This window comes from Thermostichus sp. MS-CIW-38, from assembly GCF_054058415.1.
The window spans coordinates 1-21,239 of sequence record NZ_JBSSAH010000040.1; the positions used below are offsets into that span (position 1 = coordinate 1).

Sequence of the window (21,239 nt, forward strand, 5' to 3'; positions counted from 1 at the left end):
CCCTGCAAAGTGCGGTCAATTTCTTGACGCAACTCTTGTGGGACTATCAGCTTGCAACGTACGGATATAGTCTGGCTCATGGGCTTATTGTAGTTTATCCAGACTTTTGACCAGCAAACCTATAAGGAGGCGGGCTTTCCTCCCGACACCAAGCCTGCGGCTATGGTGCGGGCCTCCAGCCCGAAAATTTGGTGAGGGTATCCCACTAGTTCCATCAGATGATCCCTTCTTGACGCTTGGCGATTGGCATCCGCCAGCCGGTGCCGAAGGCGCGATCGGTAATGCGTAGCCCAGGGGGAGCTTGGTGTCGCTTGAACTCGGCATTCTGAACCAGCCGCAGCACGTGCTGCACCGTGTCGGGATCGAACCCTTGAGCCACCAACTCGGGGCTGGATTGATGCTGCTCGATGTGCCGCTGCAGGATCTTGTCCAGCAAATCGTAGGGGGGCAAGCTGTCGCTATCTTGTTGGCCGGGTCGCAATTCCGCTGAGGGGGGCTTGGTCAGCGTAGCAAGCGGGATCCGCTCCTGCTGTCGGTTGATCCAGCGAGCCAAGCGGTACACCCAGGTCTTGGGCACATCGGAAATCACCGCCAGGCCGCCGGACATATCCCCGTAAATGGTGCAGTAGCCCACTGCTAGCTCTGATTTGTTGCCTGTGGTCAGCAGCAGCCGCCCGAACTTGTTGGAAAGGGCCATGAGGAGGGTGCCGCGAATGCGCGATTGCAGGTTTTCTTCCGTGATGTCGGGGGGGAGGCCGGCAAAGGGCTCTGCCAAAAGCTGGTGGTAGCTCTCCATGATGGACTGAATCGGCAGCTTCAGGGTCGGGATCCCCAGGTTTTGCGCCAGTTGGTAGGCGTCGGTCAGGCTGCCAGGGCTGGAATAGGGAGAGGGCATGAGCACCCCCAGCACCCGCTCCGGCCCCAAAGCATCGGCGGCGATCACAGCAGTGACGGCAGAATCGATCCCTCCCGACAGGCCCAATACCACCTCGCGAAAGCCACATTTGCTGACGTAATCGCGGGTGCCCAAAACCAAGGCTTCGTACAGCTCGGCTTCTGGTTCGGTCGGCCAGCGGGATCCCGCGGTCGGTGGGCTCTGGTCTAGGTTGGGAGACTGCGTCAACTCGTCCACATCCAGGATGAGCTGATCCGGCTGAAAGGCAGCCGCTTGGGCCACAACCCGACCCCAGCGATCCAGGGCACAACTGGCCCCATCGAAGATGAGATCGTCGTTGCCCCCCACTTGATTGACATAGAGAATGGGCAGGGCGTGCTTGCGGGCCAGGGATCCCAGCATCTCCAGCCGCAACTTCTGTTTGCCTAGGCTGAAGGGGGAAGCCGAGAGGTTAATCAGCAGGTCGGCACCGCAGCGGGCCATCTCTTCCACCGGATCCCAGTGGTAGCGGCGGTGCTGCCAAAAGTCGCGGTCGTTCCAAATGTCTTCACAAATGGTAAAGCCCAGGCGGCGGCCACGGTACTCGATGGGTTGGGGCTGGGATCCCGGCTCAAAATAGCGATCTTCGTCGAAGACATCGTAGGTGGGCAAGAGCGACTTCTGAAACCAGTGGCGGATCTGGCCTCCCTCCAGCCAGGCAGCAGCATTGTAAAGGGGCCGACCCTCAGGCAGAGGATTGGGCTGCACGGATCCCACGACTACCGGAATGCTGGCCTGTAACCGGCTGGCCAAGTGCTGCAAAACCTGGCTTGCCCTCTCGACCAGGGCCGGATAGAGCAACAAATCGCGGGGTGGATATCCCAGCAACGCCAGCTCCGAGGTGATGGCCAACTCTGCTCCCGCCGCCGCCACTGCCTCGACTGCCGAACGGATGCGCTCGGCATTTCCGCTTAGATCGCCGACGATGTAGTTCAGTTGCAACAGCGCTACCTTCACCCTGCCCCCCATATGGTAAATCTCACCATAAGTGGCCCAAACCGAATCGTCAACAAGATTCTGCTGCGGGCAAGCGAAGAATAAACGTGGTTTGGTGGGCAGTGCTTTCCACCTGCAAAGAGCCGCCCAAGTGGTTGGCAATGGCTTGGGCCAGAGCCAATCCCAAGCCTGTTCCCCCCTGCTGCCAGGGATCTGAGTGGGGGATGCGATAAAACTGCTCGAAAATGCGTTCTTGTTCTTCGAGGGGAATGGTGGTGCCCGTGTTGGTCAAGCGCAGCTCCCAGCGGTCGGAACCTAAAGCAACAGCCTCTAGGACAATGTGTTCGCCGGCGGGCGTGAATTTGTGGGCATTGGTCAAAAGCTCACAGACCAAGCGTTCCAACAGGCGGGGATGGGTGTGCAGATAGGGCAGGTGGGGATCCCAGTGAACTTCTAGGGTTTGCTGCCGCTTGCGCATCCGGTCTTGGAACCGATTGATAAGAGGTGCTAAAAGGAGAGGCAGGTTAACCTGCTCAGAGGGCAGCTTGAGCGTATTGCCCGACAAATTTTGTAGATCCAGAAGATCGTTAATTAGGGAGATCTCTCGCTCGCACGCCTGCTCCAGAACCTCAAGATACTGGATTTGCTTGGGGGTGAGAGGAGAAACTTGATGGCTCAGTTTCAGCAGGTGAACCGAGAGGCTAATGCTGGTAAGGGGAGTGCGCAGCTCATGGGAGACGGCGGCCAGGAAGTTATCCCTAATTTGGCTGAGTTTTTTCAATTCCGTCACCTGAGCCTGGCTGCTGAGGTAGAGCCTGGCCTGTCGCAAGGCAATCGCACACTGGGCCGCCATTTGCTGAGCCAAATCGATTTCCCAATCGCTGAAACTCTCCTCAGGAGGCCGGGCCAGCCACAGATCCCCAAGAATGCCCTGATCGTCCCCAATGGGGCAGGCCAGCTTGGTCAAATAAGGGGGCAAAGTGTCGGGATCCCGTTGACGATCCCGAGCGCACAGTTGAAAGCACCAGCCTCGCCATAGCTGTTCGTAGAAGAGGGGAAAATCTTTCATCTGAACCCGAGCGCCGATCCCAGAGGTCGAAAGCGTCGTGTATTCATAGCTGATCAGGGAGTAGGTTCGGCGGCTATCGTAAAGGCCAACATTGCAAAAAAGAACGCCCAAAAATTTTCCCAGCTCGTTCACAACTGTCTGCAAGATCTGCCTTTCATCCAGAGTTGCCCGTATCTGATGGATGAGGCGGCGCAGAATCGATTCAAACTGTAGACTGCGTTCCAGTTGCTGGGTTCGCTGTTGCACCAGAGCTGTTAACTCAGCTTCTCGCGTTTGCTGGGCCAGCTCCAAACGCTTACGCAGAGTAATATCACGCACCAAAACAATGGCCTCATCCGGCCCAAAGGGCAACAGACGTGCCTCGCGATATTCCGGCAATGCTTCCGCCGCGTCTTGAGAAATTTGAGGAAGCGGATATTCAATAACCTGAATTTCTCCCGTTTGAAAGGCTTTCTCCAACAAGGGAGCAAAGTAGATTTTCCAATGCTCTGGAAACAGATCCTGAATGTACTGGTTAGGATAGCGGTCATCGGGATAGGCCGATGCAAATCCTTTGGGGGGCTTGTAGGACAGGATTAGCCCTTGCCGATTCACTTGCAAAAGCATATCTGGGATCGCTTCGTAAAGAGCGCGGTAACGTGCTTCGCTGCGGGCCAGATCGGCCAAACTTTCTCGCAGGTGAGTTTCGGCCCTTTTTCGCTCGGAAATATCTTCTAGAAATTGGATGGCAAACAGAGGCTCGTTTTGAGCGTTTCGCACTACAGACAGTTGCAGGCGAACCCAGATCTCTCTGCCATCTTTACGGCGGATCACCTTTTCATATTCATAGTTGCTAGCGTATCCGGCAATCAATTCATTCCAGAGTATCTCGCCCCGTTCTCGGTCTTCGGGATAGGGAGTGTAATCTTCCGCTTTCAGAGCCGACCAATCTTCCTCGCTGTACCCTGTAATCTCTGCCATTGCCGGGTTGAGGCTGAGATACCGGGGATCAGGATCCAGGCTCATCAGAGCAATCCCTTGGCTACAGAAGTTGAAGATCCCCTGCAATTGGTTTTGAATTTCCTCAAGAGCAGATTTGATGGATCGGCGCTCGCTAATATCATCCAGGAAGTAAACGGCAAACAGAGGCTTTTGTTCTTCATCTCTCACAACATAAACCTGAGACTTTACCCAGATGATTTGGCCATTCTTACGGGTGTAGCGATGTTCCAATTCATAATGACTGCGCCGGCCATCAACCAACTCCTGCCAAAGTTTTTTTAGAGTTTCAACATCGGCCAAGTCTGGGATACAAGCCTCCAGAGGCAAAGCCTTCAATTCCTCTGCAGAATATCCTGTTATATCCTTGAGGGCTGAGTTCATGCCATGGGGCTTGGATTCTGGCTCAAGAGGCAGCAGAGAAATGCCCAAATTGCAGGACTCTACAATACCCCAGAATCGCTGTTGAATCTCCAACAAGGCCAGCTCTAGCCGCTTGCGCTCGGTAATATCTTGAATGCAGCCAAGCACGCAATTTGCTCCGTAGGGAACTATGCAAATTTCTTGGTAACGGAGCTCTCCCGCTGAGTTGGTTAGGGGATATTCCAAGGTTTGCTGGGATCCGCTGCTCAAGCAACGGTCAATCAGCCTCCGGAGTTGGTCGCTAACCTCAGAGCCGAACAGCTCTTGCACTGCTTTTCCCTGAAGGTGCTCTGCTGGGAGTGAGGCAACACAAGCATTCTCCGGGGAAGAAATCAGCTCCAGGCATTTGCCTTCTTGGCTAAAGATCATTAAGGCTTGTGGGATAGCACAAACCAACCTTTTGTAGCGGAGTTGGCTCTCTGCAAGCGCTTGTTCAGCCTGCTTCCGCGCCGTGATGTCTTCCACATACCCCTCAAAACAGAGGGGATCCCCTGCCGGATTGCGGACAACTTGAATTTGTTCTCGCACCCACAAGTCCAAGCCCTTGCGACTGTGGATCAAAAACTCTTGGGCCACTCTCCCATCGCCGACTTTGCCTGCAAGCAGATCCTGGAAAAACTGGCGACGACCGGCAGCGTCAGCATAGAGATGATGGCCAAAATCCGACAGATGGCGCATCAAATGGGCAGAGGAAGTATAGCCATATATCTCGGCAAGCTTGGCATTGGCAAACCGGTATCGTCCCTGCAGATCCACACGAAAGATCCCAATGGGGGCATTTTCCAGGAGCACATCGAGTCCGGCCAACATCAGGATCCCCTATGTTTTCGCAAGCAGTACTAGGGCACTAAGAACGCCTGCCCCTGAGATTATGTATCATTTTTGCTTTGAGCGATGTTTTCCGCACTACAAGTTCCCCCGTGATCTCGTAAAATCACGGGCGAGGAAGGGTGCTTAGGTTTCTGTGGATGTTACCCCACCGAGTGCTGGGGGAGCAGGGATCCCTGTGCGGATTCTCAACTACTCCACCTGCGCTGTCTCCGGGGATCCCGCCTGAGTTTCTGGGTGAAAGTAGCGGTAAATCTGTCGGGCAATCTTCGGGCCAATGCCGGGCACCTGGGCCAGCTGGTCTTCTGAAGCCACCTGAATGCGGGCAATCGACCGAAATTCTTCCATCAGCAGCTTTTGCCGATACTTGCCTAGGCCGGGGATCTCGTCCAGCGTAGAGGCATGTTGACGCGCTTTCCGTTGCTGGCGATGAAAGGCGAGAGCAAATCGGTGGGCCTCATCTCGCAGGCGTTGCAACAACAAGCGAGCCGGATCTTGGGCCGGCAACCGCAAGGGCACAGGATCCCCCGGCAGAAAGATCTCTTCTTCTCGCTTGGCCAAGGCAATTACCGGCAGGTGATCCAGCCCCAAATCCGCCAAGACGGCCATGACTGCCGACAACTGCCCCTTGCCCCCGTCGATGAGCACCAAATCCGGCTGATCCTCAGGGGTCATTTTGCTGAAGCGACGCCGGGCCACTTCTGCATGGCTGGCAAAATCATCGGAGTGACCGGGGCGCACCTCAGGGTTGCGAATCTTGTAGCGGCGGTAGTGCTGTTTGGCAGGCAGGCCATCGATAAACACCACCTGACTGGCCACAGCATCGGATCCCTGGATGTGGGAAATATCGTAGGCTTCTAGACGGCGGGGCACATCCGGCAAATCCAAGACTTCTGCCAAGCGCTCCAAGGCCGCGGCATCCCGATCCGCCAAGCGCTGAGTGCGGGTTAGCTCCAGTTGGGCATTCCGCTCAACCAACTCGATCAGCTCGGCTTTGCTCTGCCGTTGGGGGGCAATGAGGCTGACCTTGCGGCCTTTTTTCTGGCTCAGCCAAGACTCCAGAAAATCGTGATCGGGCAATTCATACTGGGTCAAAATCTCAGAGGGAATTTCCACCGGATCGCAGTATTGATAATGCTCTTGTAAAGCCCGCTGCAAGATAAGGCCTGGGTCGTCACCGCGGTTTTCGGCCACAAACCCCAGCCGCCCCACCAACTTGCCTGCCCGCACCTGAAACAATTGAATGCAGGCTCGTGAATCATTCATGGCCAAGGCCAGAGCATCACGGCTGACGGTAGAGTTAGGCAAAGAGACCTTCTGGGATTCTCCCAATTGTTCCAAACCGCGAATTTGATCCCGATATCGTGCGGCTGCCTCGTAATTTTCCTGTTCGGCGGCCTGGATCATCTTCTCCTGCAGCTCTCGGATCAGATCATCTGTCTGGCCTTGGAAGATCATGGCCACTTGAGTCAGCGTTTTGCGATACTCTTCTGGGCTGATCAAGCCTTGGCATACCCCGGGGCAGCGCCCAATGTCGTAGTTCAAACAGGTGCGATCTTTGTACAGAGGTTTGGGCCGTTGGCGCAAGGGAAAAATTCGTTTGACCAACCCAAGGGTATGGCGCAACAGGCCAACATCGGTGTAGGGGCCATAGTATTTGTCTTGATTCCGATCAAGGCGACGATGGCGGGTGATGTAAAGCTGGGGATAAGGCTCCGACCAGGTAATACACAAATAGGGATACTTTTTATCGTCCTTAAGGAGAACATTATAAGGGGGCTGATGGGTCTTAATCAGATTGTCTTCTAGGGCTAGGGCTTCACTTTCATTGTCGGTTACGATAAACTCGATCTCGCAAACCTGAGCTACCATGCGCTGAATGCGAGGGGACAGGTCGCCGGTGAAGCGGAAATAAGATCGCACTCGAGAGCGCAATTTCTTGGACTTGCCTACATAGAGGATCTGATCCGTGGCATCTCGCATTAAATATACGCCGGGTTCAGCAGGAATCTCCTTGAGACGGCTCTCTAGAACGTCACGGCTGTGAATCAGAGGGACGGTCATAAAGTTCAGTTCTACCGGGTAGAGTCAGGGATCCCATGACTTCAATCTAGCAAGGATATGGCTTTTCTCGGCAACACTGACTCCAACCCATGTGGAGACACAGTCATTCTGAACAATCATTCTGAACAAGTTTGGGAAGCTCGTCCTGCTTTCAAGCTCCAACCTGCTAGCACAAATGGCAATAGCTCGTCGCATCGCAGGATCAAAGTACCTCTTTTGACGGGTAGACCTCCATGATTTGGGAAGGATAAGCTGATTTGTGATTAACATAATTTTGTCCAGAGTTTTGGTAGTTCATTTACATAAGATATAGCAGCAATGGAAAGTCGCTTAAGTTTATTAACTAGGGATATATTGACTTCTGAGACAATCTTTTAAGTAGATTCAGGTATAAATTGCCTCGACAATCCTGGCATCGATAATGCTGCTTTCCATTATGGATCTTGTCGTATCTAAGTTAAAAGAATAACGGTTTGGGCAAGTCAGCATGAGCTTACTCAGAAACACGAAAAATCTAGGGTAATAGTATCATTGCTCCCAGAGCACCACCAGTATAGTCAATAGGGCAAGGGCTCCGTCCCGCTGGCGCGACCCGAATCTCTGAGCTCTATCCTTACAATTGAGCTCCTGGATCCTGGCCTATGTCTTGCTGCAGGGCGGCCAAGTCTATCTTTGGCTTCTGGGTCTTGACTTTTGTCGGCCTGAGGTCTTCTAGGTTCAGCCAGCGATAGACCGTTGCACGCCTGACTTTGTACATCTGTTGTACATCTGTGGGGTTGCCCTCTTCCTGGACATACCCTACGGCTGTCTCCCTACCGCAGTTCTCCACAGGGCCAGTTGCCAGCGAGCGGAGCCGGTGTGAGCTGGCGCATTCGCCCTAGCTTTCTCAGGTCGTCCGCAGTCCGTCGGGGAAAGCCGCAGAAGAAACTCGAAAAATCTGTTCATGGCGAGCTTTTTTGTCTTTACTTCGCTGAGCCGATTGCCCCAACGGTTGCCCTGTTGGCAAGAGCCAGCCGTGACTTGAGACTGCCCCCCTTTTCCTGTCGGATTGGAGTGCGATATGCTGGTTTTCCACCTCTGAAAGCGTGATTTATTCCAAACTGTTTTTACTCCTATGAATCCCCATCCCTCTCAGGTCTCGGTCCCTATCCTGCAGGAAAACTGGCACTTTCAAGAGCGGGATGCTTGCGGGGTCGGCTTTTTGGTGAATCAGCAGGGGAGAGCCAGCCACGACCTCTTGCAGAAAACCCTTCAGGCCCTCACCTGTATGGAACATCGGGGTGGCTGTGGCGGCGACGGCCAGAGCGGTGATGGGGCGGGCATTGCAACGGCAATCCCCTGGTCGCTGTTGCAGGCAGAGAGGGAAGAAATTCGAGCTTGGGATCCCACTCACAGCGCGGTGGGGATGGTCTTTTTGCCTCAGGATCCCGCTGAGTGTCAGGCGGTGCAGCAGGTGATCGATGAGTACTTGACCACCACCGACTGGCAGCGGGTGGTTTGGCGGCAGGTACCGGTCAATCCCAATTGCCTGGGGCCGATGGCGCGGCAGACCATGCCCTCCATTTGGCAGATGCTCCTCACCCATCCCACGCTGGAAGGAGACGAGCTAGAGCAGCAGCTCTATCTGTTGCGGCGGCGCATTCGGCGGCGGGTAGAGGCTCGGTTTGGCTTTTATGCTCTGTATTTTGCCTCTTTGTCCTGCCGGGTTGTCGTTTACAAAGGCATGGTGCAATCGTCGGTTCTGGGCCAGTTTTATCGAGATCTGCAAAACCCCCTCTACAGCACCGCCTACGCCACCTACCATCGCCGCTTCAGCACCAATACCCTGCCGCGTTGGTCGCTGGCTCAGCCTTTCCGCTACCTCTGCCACAACGGCGAGATCAACACCTACCTGGGCAATGTCAACTGGATGGCCGCCCGCGAACAGACCCTTTCCCATCCCCGCTGGGGTACAGCGGTCGAGGATCTGAAGCCGATTATTGACCCCGGCACCAGCGACTCGGCGGGCCTGGACGCCGTGTTTGAGCTGTTGATTCAGTCCGGCTACTCCACTCAGCAGGCGATGATGGTGCTGATCCCGGAAGCCTATCGCAACCAGCCAGAACTGCAGAATCACCCGGAAGTGGTGGATTTCTACGAGTTCTTCGGCGGCCTGCAGGAGCCTTGGGATGGCCCGGCGATGGTGGTTTTCTGCGACGGCAAAACCATCGGGGCCACGTTGGATCGCAATGGCCTGCGCCCAGCCCGCTACGCTCGCAGCCGCGATGGTCTGCTGGTGGTGGCCTCGGAAGCTGGCGTGGTTCCTCTGCCGGAGACCGACATTTTGGAAAAAGGGCGGCTAGGCCCGGGGCAGATGCTGACGGTGGATCTGCAGAGCGGGCAAATCTGCAAAAACTGGGAGATCAAAACCCAGGTGGCAGCCCAGCACCCCTACGGCGAATGGCTCAAAGCCCATCGCGTTCAGCTCAGCACCCAAGGCTTTGAAAATACCCCTCACCTCTCGGAAGAACAACTGTTACAAGCCCAAACCGCCTTCGGGTACTCCTCAGAAGATGTGGAGATGATCATCGAGGAGATGGCGGCTACGGGCAAGGAGCCCACCTTCAGCATGGGGGATGATGCGCCGCTGGCTGTGCTGTCCACCCAGCCTCATCCCCTCTACGACTATTTCAAGCAGCGCTTTGCCCAGGTCACCAACCCTGCCATCGATCCCCTGCGGGAGAGCCTGGTGATGTCTTTGGATGTGTATCTGGGATCCAAGGGCAACCTGCTGGAGATCCGCCCTGAGCATGCCCGCCTGTTGCAGTTGCGCAGTCCGGTGCTCAACGAAGCGGAGCTGGCCGCTCTGCAGCATACCCCTTTTCCCTGCCACACGCTCCCGATTCTCTATCCGGTGGCTGCCGGCCCAGAAGGACTGGAGGTCCAGGTACGGGCCCTCTGCCAGCAGGCGGCTCAGGCAGTGCGGGGGGGAGCTGAGATCTTGATTCTCTCGGATCGCGGCCTTGATGCCGAGCAGGCTCTGATCCCACCTCTGTTGGCGGTGGGCGCCATCCACCATCACCTCATCCAGGAGGGGCTGCGCCTACGCGCTTCCCTGGTGGTGGAGACTGCCCAATGCTGGAGCACCCACCACTTTGCCTGCTTGATCGGCTACGGGGCCAGCGCCGTTTGTCCTTATCTGGCCTATGAAGCTGTGCGGCAGTGGTGGCACAAGCCCAAGACGCAAACCCAGATGGCTGCCGGCAAGTTGCCCCAGCTTTCCCTGGCCGAGGTGCAACTGAAGTACCGCGCCGCCATTGAGGCAGGGCTGCTCAAGATTCTTTCCAAAATGGGCATTTCTCTGCTCTCCAGCTACCACGGAGCGCAGATTTTCGAGGCCATTGGCCTGAGCCAAGAGGTGATCGATCTGGCCTTCCGCGGCACGGTGTCGCGGGTGGGAGGCATGACGCTGGCGGATCTGGCCCGCGAGGGCATGGTGAATCACCAGCGGGCCTTTCCCGAACTCACCTCGAAAAAGCTGGAGAACTTTGGCTTTATCCAGGCGCGGCCCAAAGGCGAATACCACATCAACAGTCCAGAAATGGCCAAACTGCTGCACAAGGCCATCGAATCGGGTCAGCCTGCCCACTATGAGATCTACAGGGCGCACCTGCGCAGCCGCACCCCCACCGCGTTGCGAGACCTGCTGGATTTCCGCAGCGACCGGGATCCCATTCCCTTGGAGGAAGTGGAACCGGTGTCGGAGATTTTCAAACGCTTTGCCACAGGTGGGATGTCCTTGGGGGCCCTCAGCCGCGAGGCCCACGAGACCCTGGCCATTGCCATGAACCGCATCGGCGGCAAGTCCAACTCCGGTGAAGGCGGGGAAGATCCGGAACGATACCTCCCCATCACCGATGTAGGCCCAGATGGCACCTCGGCCCGCTTTCCCCACCTGAAGGGGCTGCGCATGGGGGACAACGCCAGCTCGGCGGTGAAGCAGGTGGCCTCGGGCCGCTTTGGCGTGACACCGGAGTATTTGCTCAACGCGCGGCAAATTGAGATCAAAATTGCCCAGGGGGCCAAGCCGGGCGAGGGCGGGCAACTGCCGGGCAAAAAGGTCAGCCCCTACATCGCCAAGCTGCGCCGCTCCAAGCCGGGGGTGACCTTGATCTCGCCGCCGCCCCACCACGACATCTACTCCATCGAGGATCTGGCGCAGTTGATCTTCGACTTGCACCAGGTAAACCCCCAGGCACAGGTGTCGGTGAAGCTGGTGGCGGAGGTGGGCATCGGCACGGTGGCGGCAGGAGTAGCCAAGGCCAACGCCGACATCATCCAAATCTCCGGCCATGAAGGGGGCACAGGGGCTTCCCCCTTGAGCTCCATCAAACATGCCGGGGCACCTTGGGAGTTGGGCCTGGTGGAGGTGCATCATACCCTGCTGGAAAACGGCCTACGGCAGCGCTCCATCCTGCGGGTGGATGGCGGCATTCGCACGGGTTGGGAAGTGGTGATGGCGGCCATGCTGGGGGCAGAAGAGTTTGGCTTTGGCACGGTGGCCATGATTGCGGAGGGGTGCATCATGGCGCGGGTGTGCCACACCAACAACTGCCCTGTGGGAGTGACCAGCCAGAAGGAGGAGTTGCGCAAGCGCTTCCCCGGCACGCCAGATCACGTGGTGACCTTCTTCACCTTTGTGGCGGAGGAGGTGCGCCAAGTCTTAGCGCAACTGGGCTACCGCTCTCTGAAGGAGGTGATTGGACGGGTGGATCTGCTCTGTCCGCGGGCCGATGCCGTTCTGCAGAAGACCCAATCCTTGAACTTGGAGTGTCTGCTGCGAACTCCCCCCGGTTTTGATCCCAACACCCTGCCCGACTGGTTGGAGCATGAGCCGGTGCATTCCAACGGCCCGGTGCTGGATGAGCAGATCCTGGCTCAGCCGGAGGTGCAGAAGGCGGTGGAAACCTGCGGCACGGCCACGGTGGAGATCCCTATCGCCAACACCGACCGCTGTGTGGGCGGGCGCATTGCCGGAACCTTGGCCCGCTTGTACGGAGATACCGGCTTCGCCCAACAGGGGGGGCAGTTGGATCTGCGCTTTGTCGGCAGCGCCGGCCAGAGCTTTGGCGCTTTTACGCTGGCGGGGATGCGCCTGACCCTGACAGGAGAAGCCAATGACTACGTGGGCAAGAGCATGTGTGGTGGCGAGATCGTCATCCTGGCTCCCCCTGAGGCGCCCCGCGATCCGGCGGAAAATGTAATCCTGGGCAACACCTGTTTGTACGGGGCCACGGGCGGATCCCTGTTTGCCAACGGCCAAGCGGGGGAACGCTTTGCGGTGCGCAACTCGGGAGCGCAGGCGGTGATCGAGGGATCCGGCGACCACTGCTGCGAGTACATGACCGGTGGGGTGGTGGTGGTGCTGGGGCGGGTGGGCCGCAACCTGGGAGCGGGGATGACCGGCGGCCTGGCCTATGTGCTGGATGAGGAGGGCAACTTCCCCGCCAAGGTCAACGGGGAGATCGTGCGCATTCAGCGGGTGCAGACAGCAGCAGCAGAGGCACAACTGAAGAGCCTGATCCAGGAGCACTATCGCCGCACCCATTCCCCCAAAGCGGAGCGCATTCTGCAAAATTGGGAATCCTATTTGCCTCTGTTTTGGCAGGTGATCCCGCCTTCGGAGGAGGGCAGCGAGCTGACGGATCCCTTGCGATCCCAGCCGCTGGCAGTGGAGTCTTAAGGATCTCTCAGAGCCTGCCGGTAACACTTCTTATCCCCACGACGGCCAGAGAGGCTGGTAAACTGCGAGAGTATACCTGGCCTTTTCATCCGCTTTAAATCACTATGAGTCCCAGTTTGCAAGCTGCTCAAACTCAAGCGCGAGTGCCCACCGAGACCATCCTGACGCCGCGCTTCTACACCACCGATTTCGAGGCCATCGGCAAAATGGGCTTAGGGGATCGAGAGGCCGATTTCCGGGCCATCCTGCAGGAGTTTCGCGCCGACTACAACCGCCATCACTTCGTCCGGGGTGAGGAGTTCAACCAAGACTGGGAAAGCCGCCTGGATCCGCAGGCGCGCCGGTTGTTTGTGGAGTTCTTGGAGCGCTCCTGTACAGCCGAGTTCTCCGGTTTTCTCCTCTACAAGGAGCTGTCGCGCAAGCTGAAAGAGACCAACCCCGTTTTGGCCGAGTGCTTTGCCCTGATGAGCCGCGATGAAGCTCGCCATGCCGGCTTCCTCAACCGCGCCATGGGCGATTTCAACATGGCCTTTGACTTGGGCTTTTTGACCAAGCACAAGTCCTACACTTACTTTGCGCCCCGCTTTATCTTCTACGCCACCTATCTCTCCGAAAAGATCGGCTACTGGCGCTACATTCTCATCTACCGCCACCTGGAGGCTCACCCCGAAAACCGCGTTTACCCAATCTTCAACTTCTTCAAGAACTGGTGCCAGGACGAGAACCGCCACGGCGATTTCTTTGCTCTCATGCTCCTGAGCCAGCCGCGGCTGCTCGAGGGGTGGGTGGCGGAGCTGTGGTGTCGCTTCTTCCTGCTGTCGGTGTTTGCCACCATGTACCTCAACGATGTGGGAGAGCGCCCGGATTTCTACCGCCTCATCGGGCTGGATCCCCATACTTATGACATGGAGGTAATCTACAAGACCAACCGCGAGGCGGCCAAGGTGTTCCCGGTGGTGTTGGATGTGGAAAACCCTGAGTTTGTGCGGCGGCTGCAAAAGTGCGTGGCCAACAACGCTAAGCTGAGGGAGATTGCCCGGGGATCCGGCCCCTTCAAGGGTTTGCGCAAGCTGCCCCTCTACTTGGATAACTTCTATCAGTTTTTGCGGCTGTTCCTCCTGAAACCTCGGAAAGCTGGCTTCTACCTGTGGGAGCAGCCGGAGCCCCGTTTTGAAGGAACGGCTGTTTCTGCTTGAGCCGTCTTGCCCTCAGCTTGGTACCCGTACAGCCTCATAGGTCAGCCATGAACATTGCCGCTGAGATTACGCCGCTCTTTTTGCTGGGAACGCTGGCCTTTTTGGGTTGGGGCTTCTGGAGAGCCCGTCGGCGGGGATCCTTGGCCGTTTGGGTGTGGTTACAGGGATCCCTGCTGCTGCTGCCCTGGGTGGTCTTCCTAGGGCTGTTGCTGCTGGGAATCTACCTCAACTTTGCCGGTTTCCTGCTGCTGTTGCTGGTGTTTACGGGGCTCTACATTGCCGTGGGGCGCAAGACCCGCCAGTTGGCCCAGCAGGAGCTGCAGGCCCGTCGCGAGCAGTTGGCTCGTCTGGAAGAGCAGGGGGAAGCCCCTTCGGCAGGGGAGGCGCCTTTGGAAGCGCCTGCGGTTCTGCAGCGGATCTCGGCTGAGGATCTGCAGGCCATTCAGTCTATTTTCGGCCTCGATACCTTTTTCGTCACCGAGACCGTCCCCTATGGGGAAGGGGCGATTTTTAAGGGCAACCTGCGCCAGGAGGCGGAGGTGGTGGTACCCCTGCTGGTGGAGAAGCTCAAAGAGCAGGTGGGCAGTCGCTACCAGCTCTTTTTGGTGGAGGATCCGGCGGAAAAGCCGGCGGTGGTGGTCTTGCCGGATCCCATCGTCAATTACCGCGCTTCCGTGGGGGCGCAGATCCTGGCGGGGGCGTTGCTGGTCTTCAGCTTCGTCGCCACGTTGGAGGTGGGGGCCAATCTCTTGGGCTTCCGGCTGTTGGATGCGCCGGGGCGCTGGGTGGAAGCCCTGCCGGTGGCGGCCGGGATCTTCGCCATCTTGCTGGTGCATGAGACCGGACACCGCTGGATGGCGGGCAAGTACGGCGTGCGCCTCAGCCCTGCTTTTGTTATCCCCAGCTTGGGGATCGGCACGCTGGGATCCCTAAACCGCATCCAATCGCCGGTGCCCAGCCGCAAGGCCCTCTTCGACATTGCCTTTGCCGGCCCGGCAGCGAGCGGGATCCTGTCGCTGCTGGTGCTCTTGGCTGGCCTGAAGCTCTCCGGCTCCGAGGGTCTGTATGTGCCCACGGAGATCTTCCGCAGCTCCATCCTGGTAGGCACCCTAGCGCGGCTGGTGCTGGGATCCCAGTTGCAGGCGGAGCTGGTTCCCATTCATCCTTTTGTTGCCGTGGGCTGGATTGGCCTGGCAATCACCGCCTTGAGCCTGCTGCCGGCAGGGCAGCTGGACGGGGGTCGCATTGTGCAGGCGGTGTACGGGCGGAAGACGGCGGCCCGCGCCACCTTCATCACCCTGATTGCCTTGGCGGTGGCGGCCATCAGCAACGTCTTGGCCCTCTACTGGGCGCTGCTGATCCTGTTCATCGCCCGCGAGCCAGAGCGTCCACCGCAGGATGAGATTACTGAAACCGACGGTCAGCGGGATGCTTTGGCATTGCTGGCCCTCTTTTTGATGGTCATGACCCTGTTGCCGATTGCTCCGGCCTTGGCGGGCTTTCTCAATTTCCCCAACGGCTGATGGGGTAGAGGCCCAGGATCCGCCGGCGAGAGGAGCTCACTGTGTCTGGACCGGGGAAAGGCTTTGGCCTAGGCAGAGCTGGAAAGGACAGAGGAGAGCACCTGCAGCGTCTGTTGGCCCAAGCCGTTCGCCATCACCAGGCAGGGCAATGGCCACAGGCTGTCTCACTTTACCAGCAGGTGCTGCAAGCCCAGCCCACCCACCCCGAGGCACTGCACCTCTTGGGGGTCTGTCGGCAGCAACAGGGATCCCTGGACGACGCGATTGCCCTGATCCGGCAGGCCCTTGCCCACCAGCCCTGGTTTCCCGACGCCCACTTTAATTTGGGAATTGTTCTCAAGCAGGCGGGGCAGCTGGCGGAGGCGAAAACTCACCTGCAACTGGCCCTAGAGCAGGGGGGGCCGGACGCGGAAGTTTTGTACCAGCTGGGGCTGGTGCTGCGGCAGCAGGGGGATTTGGAGGCGGCCCTTGTCCCCTTGGGACAGGCCCTGGAGCTGCAGCCGGACTTTGCCGATGCCGCCTACACCCTGGCCATCCTGCTGCGGGATTGTGGCCGGGAGGAGGAAGCGGCGGAGCTGTTCTACCAACTCTGGCAAGCGGATCCCGCCGACTTGGCCGCGGCCCTGGGCTGGTGTGTTAGCCAGTTGCCCTTGCTGTACGCCTCGGCAGACCAAGTTTCCGTGGCTCGGGAGCGCTACCGCCAAGCCCTACAACAGGTGAAGGGCCGCTGGGAACACCTGCCGCGGGATCCCGAAACCCTGGAGCGAGCAGCTGCCGGGATCGGCTCCGTCCAACCCTTCTTTTTGCCCTACCAAGGCCAGAACGACCGCGATCTGCAGCAGCTCTACGGATCCTTGGTGAGGGACGTGATGGCGGCCCGCTATCCCCAGCCCTCCGTCCTCTGGCAGCGACATCCTGGCCGAGTGCGGGTGGGCATTGTCTCCGGCCTGTTTCGGGATCACTCCGTTTGGAAGATCCTGACTCGCGGCTGGGTAGAAGCCCTGGATCGTGCTCAAGTGGCCCTCTACGGCTTCCACACCTCGGTCATCCAAGATGAGGTCACGTGCTCCCTGCCCCCTCGTTTTGAGCACTTTGTGGCCGGATCCCGCAGCATAGAAGAATGGCAAGCGGCTATTCGAGAGGCACAGCTGGATGTGCTCCTCTACCCGGAAGTGGGCATTGACCCGGTCTGTGCCCAACTGGCCGCCCTCCGCTTGGCGCCGGTACAGGCGATGGCCTGGGGCCACCCGCAAACTTCTGGCCTGCCGACAATAGACGTTTTCCTCAGCAGCGAGCTGATGGAGCCGCCGGACGGGGCCGGCCATTACACCGAGCAGCTCCTGCCCCTGCCTGGCATCGGCACCTACTATATTCCCCTAGAAGTTGACCCCGCCCCTGTGGACTGGCAAGCTTGGGGGGTGGATCCCGACAGGGTGCTTTACCTCTGCGCCCAATCCCTATTCAAGTACTTACCTCAGTACGACGAGGTGTTCCCCCGCATCGCCCGGGAAGTGGGGAAGTGTCAATTTCTATTTTTGCGGGGCCGCCTCTCCCAAGGGATCCGCGAGCGCTTTTGGCAGCGGCTGCGACGAGCCTTTCAGGCCTATGACCTAGCTGCCGAAGAGTATGTGGTGCTCCTACCGGAACTCTCGCCTGCAGAATATGCCGCCTACAACGCCCTGGGGGATATTTACCTGGATAGCCTCGGCTGGTCAGGGGGCAACACCACCCTGGAAGCCCTGCCCCACGGCCTGCCCATCGTCACCTTGCCCGGATCCCTGCTGCGGGGCCGCCACACCTACGCCATCCTGCAGCAGATGGGGATCCTGGATACCATCGCCCACACCCTCGATGAATACGTCCAGATTGCCAGTCAGTTGGGCTTGGATCCAGAGTGGCGAGAGCAAATGGGCCAACAGGTGAAGAGGCGCCAGGAGCGCGTCTACCGGGATCCCGCGCCGATCCGCGCTCTGGAAGAGTGGTTGCGAAGCCTGAAGACCTGAGGGGGCAGTTTGGGTGAAAGGATAAACGGGCGAGTGTTGTCCTCTTGAAGGGATCCCGGACAGATGGCAGGATAGGCGGGGTTGTCTTGCCGGGCTTTGCCCATGTCTTCTGAGTCTGCTCCCGGTCAGTTCCCCAGGCCGGAAAACGCCCCCGACAACTTGCCCTCCCTTTCAACGCGCCTGAAAGAGATTGCCGTGGTATTCCTGCGGCTGGGATCCCTGGGTTTCGGCGGCCCCCAAGCCCACATCGCCATGCAACACGATGAGGCGGTGATCCGGCGGGGCTGGATGAGCCAGGAACAATTTACCGAAGGGGTGGGCCTATGTGAAATGTTGCCAGGGCCAGCTTCTACCCAGATGGGGATCTATGTCGGCTATGTGCGGGCAGGCTGGTTGGGGGCGGTGCTGGCGGGGATTTGCTTCATTGCCCCTGCTTTTGTGATCGAGGTGATTTTTTCTTGGCTTTACTTTCGCTTTCAGGGGGTGCCGCAGCTAGAGGGGATGTTTTTTGGGGTGGCCCCGGTGGTGATCGCCATTATCCTGGCCTTTTGCTGGAAACTGGGCCGTAAAGCTGTGAAGGATTGGAGCCGGGGGCTGATCGCGGTGGCGGCCTTTGCCCTGCTGCTGATTGGGGGGGTGAATATCCTGTTGCTGTTCGGGCTGGCGGCTCTGGTGGGGCTGCCGCTGTATGGGCCCAAAAAAGGCCCACTATCGGGGATCCCGATTTTACTCCCTTGGCCAGTATTGACGTTGGCCCAGACGGTAGTGGCCACGGTTCCACCGGAAACCCTTATCCTGAGCAGCTTTTGGGGTCTGGAGCGGATTGGTGCCTATTTCTGGCCTTTGACCTTGTTTTTCCTGAAAGTAGGCGGCACCATCTTCGGGGGAGGGCTGGTGATCATCCCCTTCATCGCCGACGAGGTGGTGGATCAGTTGGGCTGGTTGACGCCGACAGAGTTCTTGGATGGGGTGGCCATTGGGCAATTTACTCCTGGCCCGGTGGTGCTGACGGCAGCCTTTATCGGCTACAAGGTGGCAGGGGTGCTGGGGGCCCTGACGGCAACAGTGGCCATCTTTGCCCCTTCTTTTGCCTTTATTTTGCTGGCAGCTCCGGTTCTGTTGCGCATACGGCACAATGCTTGGGTGAAGGGATCCCTGCAGGCAATTACCCCAACGGCCCTGGGGGCTGTTGCTGCGGCTACAGTGCCCTTGGCCCAAAATGCGCTGCTACAACAAACAACTCCCGCTTCGCTGGTGGCTTTGGGGATCGGGGTAGCGGCCTTCATTGCCTTGATGCGCTTTCGCCAGCCCACTTGGCTGTTGGTGTTGATGGGAGGGGGGGCGGGTTTGCTGGCCCGAGGTCTGCTGGCCTAAAGGTTTTGCTCCCTGGCCCTGCTTTCTCCTTGGGGGTGAGGGAATGACCCTGATTCAGCCTGATGGCCACGGCACTAACTGGCTTGGGCCAGCCCTTCCTCAGAGGGATCCCTGCCTTCCAGGCGACAAAACAGTTGCCGCATGAGCAGCTCCCGTTGGCCAAGAGACAGGTGAGGGGCAAGGGTGCCGGGAAAGTGGGGCATGGCGAGGGTGACACGATCCAACAGGTCGGCGCGGCGATGTCTCTGTTGAATAGCCCAAGCCCGTTCCAGAAGGTTTTGGGCTGCTTCTGGCGCTAATCCCGCTTGCTCCGATAACCACGCTGCCAGTTGTTCCAAATCGGGGTCGAAGCGCAGCCGGTACATGTAGATCAACATGCCGATCCCGATCACCAAGCCCAAGCCACTGGCTACATAGGCGGCTTTGATGGAAGTTCCCGGCAGATAGGCCACCGCCGACACGCGCAAGATTTCGTAAGGGATGCGAATCAAGCTGTAGCCGACCACATACGTCCAAACCCAAGTGCCATCTTTGAGTTTGGGAAAGCGCCAGAACATTCCCATCAAGAGGGCAAATAGAAGCAGGTTGAGGACGCTTTCGTAAAAAAAGATGGGGTGAAAAAACTCAAATTGGCTGTATTCCGGCTCGCGGGCTTGGGGAGGAATGTACACCCGCAGCGGCCAAGGGCTGTCGGGAGGAATAGGGGCACCGTAGGCCTCAGAGTTGAAAAAGTTGCCCCAGCGCCCGATGGCTTGGCCCAAAATCAACCCCGGCGTGAGCACATCGGCGTACTTCCAGCCGTTGATCCCGGTGGTGCGGCAATAGAGGTAAAGGGCAAGCGCGCCGGCCAACACCCCACCGTGGATGATGAGACCCCCCTGCCAAATGGCAAAGGCCGAGAGGGGGTTGTCTTGGAACTCTGACCAGTGGGTGAGGACGTAGTAGAGGCGGGCGCCCAGAAACCCAGATATTACCAACCACAGGGCCAGTAGCTCCACTCGTTCACTGGCTTTGCCAGGCTCTTTCTCTAGATGACGAGATTCTGCCAACGCTTTGGTCAAGATCAAGCCGACCAACACGGCCACTGCCATCAATAGGCCATACCAGCGTAGGCCCAGCCCTCCCACCAGCGGGGTGCCGGGGGGAAAGCGGAAGACAAATTCTCCAGGTGAGCTGAAGGTAAGGCCCAACAGCCCTGCACTCCATAGGTTCATCGACAACACGCTCTGCACCCCAAAATTGCTCAACTCAGTTCCACCAGTCGGCTTTATCAACCTCACCCGCTTGGGTTAGCGGGACGGAGTCCCTTCCGGGCTCTTCTCCCCTATCCCCGGCAGCCATTCACAGGCTCCAACAGGGATCCATTCTCCCCGATCCTGAAGCAGCGCCAGTCCTCGTTCCCGGTTGACCCGATCCTACAGGCCCGTCACGGACAAGATTCCACCCTAGAGCCCATACCTTTACCAAAAAGCTAGGTCCAAAGCCCCGCCCTTCCAGGACGGCTTTTGCCCTGTTAGACCTGCGATAAGATACACCCACGCTGGTCGGAGATGCCAAACTCCTCAAGGCCACTCCAGCGCAGTACCAAGCCTTCGATGACGGAGTACACCGGCCAAGTGGTGGGGCTAGATGGGGGCGACAGCAGTGGGCAAGCTGTGCCGTGTCTCCAGTCTTTGCGTTGTACCGAAAGGAGATGGAGGATGTCAACTGGACAGGGGTGTGGATCCCGGATGGGTTGCAGTTGGTATCCATTGCTCCTGAGGCCAAGGCGGTGATGCAACACTGTTATGGCGGCTACACCACCAACCTGACTCTGGAGGAGTTCATCCGCCCCGAAAACTACCTGGTTCATACCCTGGAAGGACAACCGCTCCCGGTAGGGCCGGTGCGCACTTTGATCCCTCACCCATATGCCTGGAGTTTCCCCCCTAAGATCAGCTGGGCTTTTGGGGGAGCAACGGCTACTACATGGGCGGTGAACCCTGGGCCGAAGAACGCTACAGCAATCTATAGAGGCTCTGAAATTTTGCGCTCCTTTAGCAGGGATCCCTCGAAGTTCTTTGCCGCTATCTGCCGTTTTGGCCGCAAACTGAAGAGAGCACCTTGGTTGCCGTTGCTGCGAACGCCTGAGGTGCCTGTGTCTTTAGATCTCAAAGAAAGCTTAATATAGCAAAGCTCAAAAGATCCAT

General features: G+C 58.2%; 11 protein-coding genes. 6 read left to right on the forward strand and 5 right to left on the reverse strand.

Annotated elements, in window-relative coordinates:
- Positions 1-214: 214 nt before the first annotated feature.
- The 4 genes from ACVWXZ_RS11850 to ACVWXZ_RS11865 form a co-directional block, all read right to left on the reverse strand.
- Complete coding sequence (locus ACVWXZ_RS11850; protein WP_457441502.1) at positions 215-1,891, reverse strand: NAD+ synthase; 1,677 nt, start codon at positions 1,889-1,891, stop codon at positions 215-217.
- A gap of 49 nt (positions 1,892-1,940) precedes the next feature.
- Positions 1,941-5,150 (reverse strand): PAS domain S-box protein, encoded by a 3,210-nt coding sequence (locus ACVWXZ_RS11855; protein WP_457482550.1) that lies wholly within the window; start codon positions 5,148-5,150, stop codon positions 1,941-1,943.
- 210 nt (positions 5,151-5,360) lie between these two features.
- Complete coding sequence (gene uvrC, locus ACVWXZ_RS11860) at positions 5,361-7,232, reverse strand: excinuclease ABC subunit UvrC (RefSeq protein ID WP_457482551.1); 1,872 nt, start codon at positions 7,230-7,232, stop codon at positions 5,361-5,363.
- A gap of 613 nt (positions 7,233-7,845) precedes the next feature.
- A complete protein-coding gene (locus ACVWXZ_RS11865) occupies positions 7,846-8,061 on the reverse strand; it encodes an IS630 transposase-related protein (protein WP_414329292.1) in 216 nt (71 codons plus the stop codon).
- A gap of 285 nt (positions 8,062-8,346) precedes the next feature.
- Between ACVWXZ_RS11865 and ACVWXZ_RS11870 the strand changes: the two genes are divergently transcribed.
- The 5 genes from ACVWXZ_RS11870 to chrA all read left to right on the forward strand — a co-directional run bounded on the left by ACVWXZ_RS11870 (position 8,347) and on the right by chrA (position 19,050).
- Positions 8,347-12,954: a glutamate synthase-related protein gene (locus ACVWXZ_RS11870; RefSeq protein ID WP_457482552.1), complete on the forward strand. Its 4,608-nt coding sequence runs from the start codon at positions 8,347-8,349 to the stop codon at positions 12,952-12,954.
- A gap of 104 nt (positions 12,955-13,058) precedes the next feature.
- A complete protein-coding gene (acsF, locus tag ACVWXZ_RS11875; protein ID WP_457482553.1) occupies positions 13,059-14,150 on the forward strand; it encodes a magnesium-protoporphyrin IX monomethyl ester (oxidative) cyclase in 1,092 nt (363 codons plus the stop codon).
- A gap of 47 nt (positions 14,151-14,197) precedes the next feature.
- Entirely contained in the window at positions 14,198-15,673 is a 1,476-nt protein-coding gene (locus ACVWXZ_RS11880; RefSeq protein ID WP_414418781.1) for a site-2 protease family protein, read from the forward strand.
- Between the two features lie 41 nt (positions 15,674-15,714).
- Entirely contained in the window at positions 15,715-17,676 is a 1,962-nt protein-coding gene (locus ACVWXZ_RS11885; protein ID WP_457482554.1) for an O-linked N-acetylglucosamine transferase, SPINDLY family protein, read from the forward strand.
- Between the two features lie 102 nt (positions 17,677-17,778).
- Positions 17,779-19,050, forward strand: coding sequence for a chromate efflux transporter (gene chrA / locus ACVWXZ_RS11890; protein WP_457482555.1), 1,272 nt, complete (start codon positions 17,779-17,781; stop codon positions 19,048-19,050).
- 74 nt (positions 19,051-19,124) lie between these two features.
- Here the strand turns inward: chrA and lgt are convergent, their stop codons facing one another.
- On the reverse strand, positions 19,125-20,264 hold the full coding sequence (gene lgt / locus ACVWXZ_RS11895) for a prolipoprotein diacylglyceryl transferase (protein WP_414350359.1): 1,140 nt from the start codon (positions 20,262-20,264) through the stop codon (positions 19,125-19,127).
- 446 nt (positions 20,265-20,710) lie between these two features.
- Between lgt and ACVWXZ_RS11900 the strand changes: the two genes are divergently transcribed.
- Positions 20,711-21,220, forward strand: a complete 510-nt coding sequence (locus ACVWXZ_RS11900) for a molybdopterin-dependent oxidoreductase (RefSeq protein ID WP_457402721.1) — start codon at positions 20,711-20,713, stop codon at positions 21,218-21,220.
- The last annotated feature ends 19 nt before the right edge of the window (positions 21,221-21,239 follow it).